8 protein-coding genes are annotated in these 6463 nt (G+C 40.4%); all 8 read right to left on the bottom strand.

Annotation, left to right across the window (positions count from 1 at the left end; all coding sequences use genetic code 11):
- Window positions 1–143: 143 nt before the first annotated feature.
- Window positions 144–2351 (bottom strand): coiled-coil domain-containing protein, encoded by a 2208-nt coding sequence (locus K1J10_RS09805; protein ID WP_223357163.1) that lies wholly within the window; start codon window positions 2349–2351, stop codon window positions 144–146.
- A 129-nt stretch (window positions 2352–2480) separates the two neighbouring features.
- Window positions 2481–3197 carry a tRNA (guanosine(37)-N1)-methyltransferase TrmD gene (gene trmD, locus K1J10_RS09800; protein ID WP_003007469.1) on the bottom strand — a complete coding sequence of 239 codons (717 nt, stop codon included), beginning with the start codon at window positions 3195–3197 and terminating at the stop codon, window positions 2481–2483.
- Window positions 3187–3705 carry a ribosome maturation factor RimM gene (gene rimM, locus K1J10_RS09795; RefSeq protein WP_125329382.1) on the bottom strand — a complete coding sequence of 173 codons (519 nt, stop codon included), beginning with the start codon at window positions 3703–3705 and terminating at the stop codon, window positions 3187–3189. Before rimM ends, trmD begins: the two co-directional genes overlap by 11 nt.
- Window positions 3706–3740: 35 nt before the next feature.
- Window positions 3741–4523, bottom strand: coding sequence for an alpha/beta fold hydrolase (locus tag K1J10_RS09790; RefSeq protein ID WP_048716108.1), 783 nt, complete (start codon window positions 4521–4523; stop codon window positions 3741–3743).
- Window positions 4524–4598: 75 nt separating this feature from the next.
- Window positions 4599–4931 carry a MazG nucleotide pyrophosphohydrolase domain-containing protein gene (locus K1J10_RS09785; RefSeq protein WP_107849268.1) on the bottom strand — a complete coding sequence of 111 codons (333 nt, stop codon included), beginning with the start codon at window positions 4929–4931 and terminating at the stop codon, window positions 4599–4601.
- A 42-nt stretch (window positions 4932–4973) separates the two neighbouring features.
- On the bottom strand, window positions 4974–5213 hold the full coding sequence (kphA, locus tag K1J10_RS09780; RefSeq protein ID WP_003001620.1) for an RNA-binding protein KphA: 240 nt from the start codon (window positions 5211–5213) through the stop codon (window positions 4974–4976).
- 19 nt (window positions 5214–5232) lie between these two features.
- Entirely contained in the window at window positions 5233–5505 is a 273-nt protein-coding gene (rpsP, locus tag K1J10_RS09775; RefSeq protein WP_006596292.1) for a 30S ribosomal protein S16, read from the bottom strand.
- 123 nt (window positions 5506–5628) lie between these two features.
- Window positions 5629–6378 (bottom strand): hypothetical protein, encoded by a 750-nt coding sequence (locus K1J10_RS09770; protein ID WP_223357161.1) that lies wholly within the window; start codon window positions 6376–6378, stop codon window positions 5629–5631.
- Window positions 6379–6463 lie beyond the last annotated feature (85 nt).

Here is a 6463-nt window from a genome sequence, read left to right as displayed (position 1 = left end):
TATCGAGCAAGACGCAGTGGTTGAGTGGGCTCTACTACGCTGATTTCATCAGCTTTTACAGCCCTACTCAACTGTGCAGAGGTGGGACGACGAAATCGAATTCTAACGAATTACCGATTACTGTCCCACTCTCACTTTAACAACTATTCATCTTTTTTAAACCCAAGCCCTCGGAACCATTTGGATAATCCCTTTTTACTTCTGTGTTCGTCTTTTCCAGTAGCTTTCTCAAGGTTAGCTTCGTCTTGCAAGTGATCTTCTGATTGAGTAGAAGCCAGTAACGAAACTTGGGCCTGATCAGTAACTTCTTCCTCTCCTGCTACTATGGGTTGGTTTCCATCCTCATTTGACTGAATTTTCTCTATCCGACTCCTGAACTCACTAGCTTCTTTTTGATAAGCCATGAAACTTGCAAAAGCTGTTTCAAATTCTACTTTTTTCTCTTCGAGTTCAGCTTTTGCGGAAGCCACCAAGGACTGGGCATCAACTAGCAGTTCAGATGAATTGGTAAAGAGTTTTAGATGACCTTTGGCTTGCGTTAATTGTTTTTGAGCGATTTGAAGTTGGGCATGTGCTCCTTCAATCTTATCTGCAGTCTCTTTCGCTGCATTATGTAAAGCTTCTAATTGCTTTTTATCTTCTTCTAATGCTAGAGTAACAGTTTTCAAGGCTTCTTCTTTTGGGCTGATACTGCCTTGTATCCGAGCCCGTGATACTGCCAATGAGTTTTCCGCTTCCTTGACTTCTGTCGACGCAGCCTGCCATTTCTTTATCGCTGAAGCAAGGTTACGTTGTGCACGCGCCAATAGTTGCTCATGACTTGCAAGAGAATTCTTAACATCGAATAAATGACCAGAAAGGATATTGATACGAGACTCTTGGTTAATCTTTTCGACCTTTAGTCTCTCCAATGTATTTTTTACAGCCTTCACATCTGCTTTTGTCGTCCTTGCATTGGCAACTTTTCTCATCCACTTGATCAGTTCTTCACTGGTATAAAGTGGGCTTCCTTTTTCAAAGAAAGCTACTTGAGATACATCTAATTCTGGATCATAGGCTACTGAAATAGCCTTGTATTGATTCCCCATCATGTGGACATAGTGGCCAACCTTAGCAAATAGCTCCGGTCCCACATTTCTGGAGATCTGACTAGGATTTAGCTGACTTTCATCCGTCGGTAAATCGAATTGCTTGGCTAATTGACGATAAAGATCTTTTTCACTATACCAGAAGGCAACCGCTTCTCTAGGTCGATAGCCCCAAGCAACATGCTCATTCTCTTGATAACTGGACAAGCCTTTTCGATGGTTAACATAATACTCTGTTTGAAGTTGACTAGCAGGCAATTGATAAGGATCTACCAAGAGCTCCTCTAAACCAGCCTGGCGACGGTAGAGATTAATCGTATCTACGATTTCTAACGCTTTTAAGACGTTATCTAATCTAGTGACCTTTCCACCTGCCAGTTGCTCCTCTTCACTCCTACGGCTATAAAGAGACAAGGCTTCGACAGCATCATGGTCACCTGCTTTGGCCCACTCATGAAGTAAGGTCTCATAGCTTGCCTGTTGAAGATTGATGGGACTTAGCATTGCCGCTTCACGGACCTGTTCTAACTCCACTTCTTTTAGGGAAATTTGATGGGCTAGTCGCTCAATTTTCTCCTGTGCGCCAGCAATCTCACTGGAAACCTGCTTTAAGACCTGAGGCACATTGGCATGAGTTTCTGTCAGATTAACTACTAATGCTTGAGCTATTTTTAATTCATTTTGCGCCAGCTCCTCTTTTTGCTGTGCGTTGGCTAATACTGTCTCATCATTTTGGATGGGTTGTTTGGCTTTTCTCAATTCATTTCGTGCGATATCAACGAGCAATTGTTGGGCAGCAATTTTATTCTCTTGATTCTTGATGGCAGAACGGACTTGGTGATTGGTTTCTGTCGCCTGGCGTACCTTCTCTTCTTCTAAAGTAACAACTGCTTCAGCAACCGCAACTTCATTTTCAGTTTTGCCAATAGAGCTTTGATCGGAATTTTGAATCCTTGTTTCAGTATTCTGTAAGTTAGCTTCAGCAGCTTCAAGACCAGACTTGGCTACATTGTATTCAGATTGGGCTTGATTTAAGCGCAAACGTTGGTCTTCTACTTTTTTTTCAGCTTTTAACAACTGTTCATTTAAGATATTCATATCCATAAAACTTGAATCCATTCCAGTCACATCCGTCGACTGCTGATCAGCAGCAGCCTTCTGGGAGATCTCCTCTGCTTGCGCCTTATGTCCAGCCAAACCTGAAAAGAGGGTTGTCGCAGCGACACCCGTTGTAAAGACTGATTTTCCTATTTTTTTGCCCATTGCAATCCCCACCAAAACTTTTTCATATCTGTTCTCTCTTCATAAGGATACCACATTTTGTTACCAATAACTAGTAGGATGGGAAAGATTTTTTCTTATTTTAGTGCAAAAGAAAAACAGCTACCGCTGTTAGTCTTCTTGCTTAATTTGTTCCAACATCTTCTCTTCTTCTGCTGTCAATTCATAGTTTTCTAGCAGATCAGGCCGACGCTCCAAGGTCTTTTTCAAACTCTGATAAAGACGCCATTGACGGATATTTTCATGGTGACCACTCATGAGGACATCTGGAACCGTCATCCCTCGGTATTCATAAGGCCGTGTGTATTGAGGATACTCTAAGAGACCAGACGAGAAACTATCATCCTGGTGGCTGGACTCTTTTCCGATCACTTCTGGAATCAAGCGGACTGTCGCATCAATCATGGTCATGGCCGCTAGCTCACCGCCCGTCAGAACATAATCTCCCAGAGAAATCTCATCTGTCACCAAGGTCTTGATCCGCTCGTCATAACCCTCATAGTGTCCACAGATAAAGATCAATTCTTCTTCCTGAGCTAATTCTTCAGCGTAGGCTTGATCGAAGGTCCGACCAGCAGGGTCCAGTAAGATCACGCGCGGATTCTTTTTCTCAATGGCATCAAAGGCATCAAAGATCGGCTGAGCACGTAGAAGCATCCCTTGCCCGCCACCATAGGGTTCATCATCCACATGCCGCGCCTTCTCTGCATTTTCGCGGAAATTATGGTAGTTGATCTCAAGGAGTCCCTTTTCACGAGCCTTTCCGACGATAGAGTGCTCCAGGGGTGAAAACATCTCTGGAAAGAGGGTTAAAATATCAATCTTCATCGTCTAACCCTTCCAAGATGTCTACATCCACCCGGTTACCTGGAATATCAATATCGAGGACCACTGGTGGGATATAAGGCAAGAGAAGGTCTCGTTTGCCTTTCCGTTTGACCACCCAGACGTCATTGGCACCTGGTTGCAGGATTTCCTTGATCTGACCGATTAGCTGGTCATTTTCATAAACATCAAGGCCAATGATCTCGTGGTAATAAAACTCGCCCTCGTCCAAATCCGTCAAGTCTTCTTCAGCAACCTTGAGGCTAAAGCCCTTAAACTTTTCGATGGCATTGATATGGTACATATCCTTAAACTTGATGATATCGAAGTTCTTGTGCTTACGGTGACTGGCAATGGTCACCGTTTGGACAAACTGATCCTTCTCATCAAAGAGGGCTAACTCTGCTCCTTTTTTAAAGCGCTCATCCGCAAAGTCTGTCACAGACAAGACCCGCATCTCTCCTTGTAAGCCTTGGGTATTTACAATTTTCCCAACGTTAAAATAATTCATGATTTCACTACATTCCTCTTTTAATTAATTTATCTTTACAGTTCTCTAATAAGAGTTGCAATTTTTTCCGATTCTGACCAGTGTAGATAGTGGTGGTTTCCACCTAGAATGAGTTTCGTATTTGAATTCCAATATTCTGAATCTCTGTACTCTTTTTCTCTGTACGCCTGACAAAATACGAAAACAGGAATATTATCTGCTAAGGTCAAACTATCAAAATCTTCAGCGGTAATATTTACTGATATCTGAAATCCAGGAACTTGCTTTTCCAATTCTAAGCCCTTTTCTTCCATCAATTCCCAAATCAGTCTATCAGTTTCAGGTTCAAATGTTGCATGAGTTAGTCCCTTAAAATAATTTTCCGGACCACATTCTTCAATCATCCTCATTTGCTCTTCCATTTCTGGATAAGGATTTTTTGAAAAATCAGCAAACATTATATTTTTTGTTGTTGGTTCAATTGCTATCAAAGCTTGACACTTAATTGGTTTACTCAGTAACTTTAAAGCCAAAACACCACTTAAACTATGAACACAAAGTATATAATCGGAAATTTCCAACCCTTTCAGGATTTCGAATACTGCTTCAACAAGATTGTCCAAATTAATTCCTGTTTGACTATGAATCGGACTCCTGCCTGTATTCGGAAAATCAATCGTTAAGTAACCTATTGAGGAAGGAAGTTTTTCAAGGATTGGTAGGAAATTTTCATAACTTGGTATCAAACCAGCACCATTTAAACAAACTAGTATTTTATTTCCCTTTTTATAAGTAACAGAGAGACAACCAATCTTTGTAGTTACTTCAAATCGGTTCATATCAAAATAACTCCTTCTAAACAACAATTCACTTAACATTCTTAGGTTTTATTTTATCACGTTCAATAGATTTTCTCAAATGGACTTTCTTGCTAAAAAGCCTTCCAAATCTTGTTCATGCTGATACTTGATGGCTGCCTTCTTGTCTTTTTCAAAAATGGTCTTCGTTAGGTCGATATGGTTGATAGCTGCAATTGCCACTGTGTAATGAATGATATCTGCCAACTCCTTTGCCAATACCTCGTTTGAATCTTGGACACCTTCTTTTCTACCTGAACGTCCATTTAAAACCTCAGCGACTTCTCCAACTTCTTCCACTAGTTTGATAAAAAGTCCTTCTTCTGTTCTAGATTGTTGATAATGATCAAGTAAGTATTCCTCTAGTTGTCTAACTGTTAAATCTCTCATTCCTTCTCCTTGCAACAAAAAAACGGGACAGAGTCCCGCCTTTTATTTTTCGTCAATAACGATTCTTACTTTTTTATCTTCAGTTGGGACAGAGTAGACAATCGTTCTTATCGCAGAAATGGTGCGACCTTTCCGACCGATCACTCGACCAACATCGCTAGGATCAAGGTCAAGGTGGTACTCCAAGAATTCAGGAGTATCTTCGATCTTGATGGTTAAGGCATCCGGTTGTGAAATCAAAGGTTTCACAATTGCAATAATAAGATTTTCAATCGTATCCATACATCAACCTACTTTTTGATTATTTTGAGAATTTAGAATCGTGGAATTTCTTCAAGACACCTTCTTTTGAAAGGATGTTGCGAACTGTATCTGAAGGTTGAGCTCCATCAGCCAACCATGCAAGAACTCGGTCTTCTTTCAAAGTAACTTGGTTTTCTTCAACAAGTGGATTGTAAGTTCCAACTGTTTCGATGAAACGTCCATCACGTGGTGAACGTGAATCTGCTACGTTGATACGGTAGTAAGGTTTTTTCTTAGAACCCATACGAGTCAAACGAATTTTAACTGCCATTTTTATAAGTCTCTTTTCTATATTTTAATTTTCGGTGAAATAGACAAGCTATTTAGCACATGATCTATTATAACACATTTTATAGACCTGTCAAGAAAAAAACTTGACACTATTAAAAATTTTTTAATCGATCTCAAAGTAATAAGATCCTTCATCTTTGGAATCCGATTCAATCACATAGTTCCCAGAAGGAAGACCGGATACATCCAAGTGCTTCCCTTCAAATTCTTTGGCGAGGGAAGTTACCGTAACGGTAAAGGAAAACCCCTTAATTTGGCGGTAGGTAGCATAATCCAAGGTCAGAATCCCTCGAAGATCTGTTTCTCCTATTTTTTCAGCAGCCAGTAAGTCTCTTGCCAATTGATCTTCAAAATCGGGATTTTGGTTTGGTAACTGAAGACGAACCTCGCTTACCTCGAGGCCTTGTTGATGAAATCGCTTTTTTATCTCTTGCTTTAATTGTTGAAATCCTTGAGATTCCGTAAAGGCTCTTTCAAAAAACGGGGCTACTAACCAACTGTTGTAATGTTGAGCCAGTTCTCCTGCCGTGTCATAGTTTTTCCCAGTTTCTTCTTTTGATAGATGAGTCGCATCGGGAAAATCAAACTGAACCGTCTTTCCCTCAACTCCTTCTTGATAGGTATAAGCATATTTGGTCGACATCCCATGGAGTTTAGCTGCTTTAAAATGTAGGTCTCCTTTAAATCCTGCTTCCTGATAAAAGCCAGAAATTTGCTGTTGGATTTCTTTTTCTTCTTGATTAGTAAAATAAAAGAGAAAACAAATCAAGAGAGCGATCCCTGTGAAGAATGTACGAAGCAGGTAGCCGACCCATTTCTTGATGTTGAATGGTATTGGCTTAAATATATTCATGAATTTATGATGATAAATTGCAAGAATAAGTGCAACATTTACTTGAACTCATCCTCTAGAGCTTCACAAGCAGTTCTGTAAGCTA

Origin of the sequence: Streptococcus australis (assembly GCF_019930045.1) — a bacterium.
Classification (GTDB): Bacteria; Bacillota; Bacilli; order Lactobacillales; family Streptococcaceae; genus Streptococcus; species Streptococcus australis_D.
The sequence above is the reverse complement of the archived record's forward strand: the minus strand, read 5'-3'. Positions and strand labels throughout refer to the sequence as shown.

What these genes read in the sequence shown, in the direction of transcription:
- rimM (WP_125329382.1), bottom strand. Translation starts at nt 3,705, where the DNA reads ATGAATTATTTTAACGTTGGGAAAATTGTAAATACCCAAGGCTTACAA.
- K1J10_RS09790 (WP_048716108.1), bottom strand. Translation starts at nt 4,523, where the DNA reads ATGAACCGATTTGAAGTAACTACAAAGATTGGTTGTCTCTCTGTTACT.
- K1J10_RS09805 (WP_223357163.1), bottom strand. Translation starts at nt 2,351, where the DNA reads ATGGGCAAAAAAATAGGAAAATCAGTCTTTACAACGGGTGTCGCTGCG.
- trmD (WP_003007469.1), bottom strand. Translation starts at nt 3,197, where the DNA reads ATGAAGATTGATATTTTAACCCTCTTTCCAGAGATGTTTTCACCCCTG.
- K1J10_RS09770 (WP_223357161.1), bottom strand. Translation starts at nt 6,378, where the DNA reads ATGAATATATTTAAGCCAATACCATTCAACATCAAGAAATGGGTCGGC.
- rpsP (WP_006596292.1), bottom strand. Translation starts at nt 5,505, where the DNA reads ATGGCAGTTAAAATTCGTTTGACTCGTATGGGTTCTAAGAAAAAACCT.
- K1J10_RS09785 (WP_107849268.1), bottom strand. Translation starts at nt 4,931, where the DNA reads ATGAGAGATTTAACAGTTAGACAACTAGAGGAATACTTACTTGATCAT.
- kphA (WP_003001620.1), bottom strand. Translation starts at nt 5,213, where the DNA reads ATGGATACGATTGAAAATCTTATTATTGCAATTGTGAAACCTTTGATT.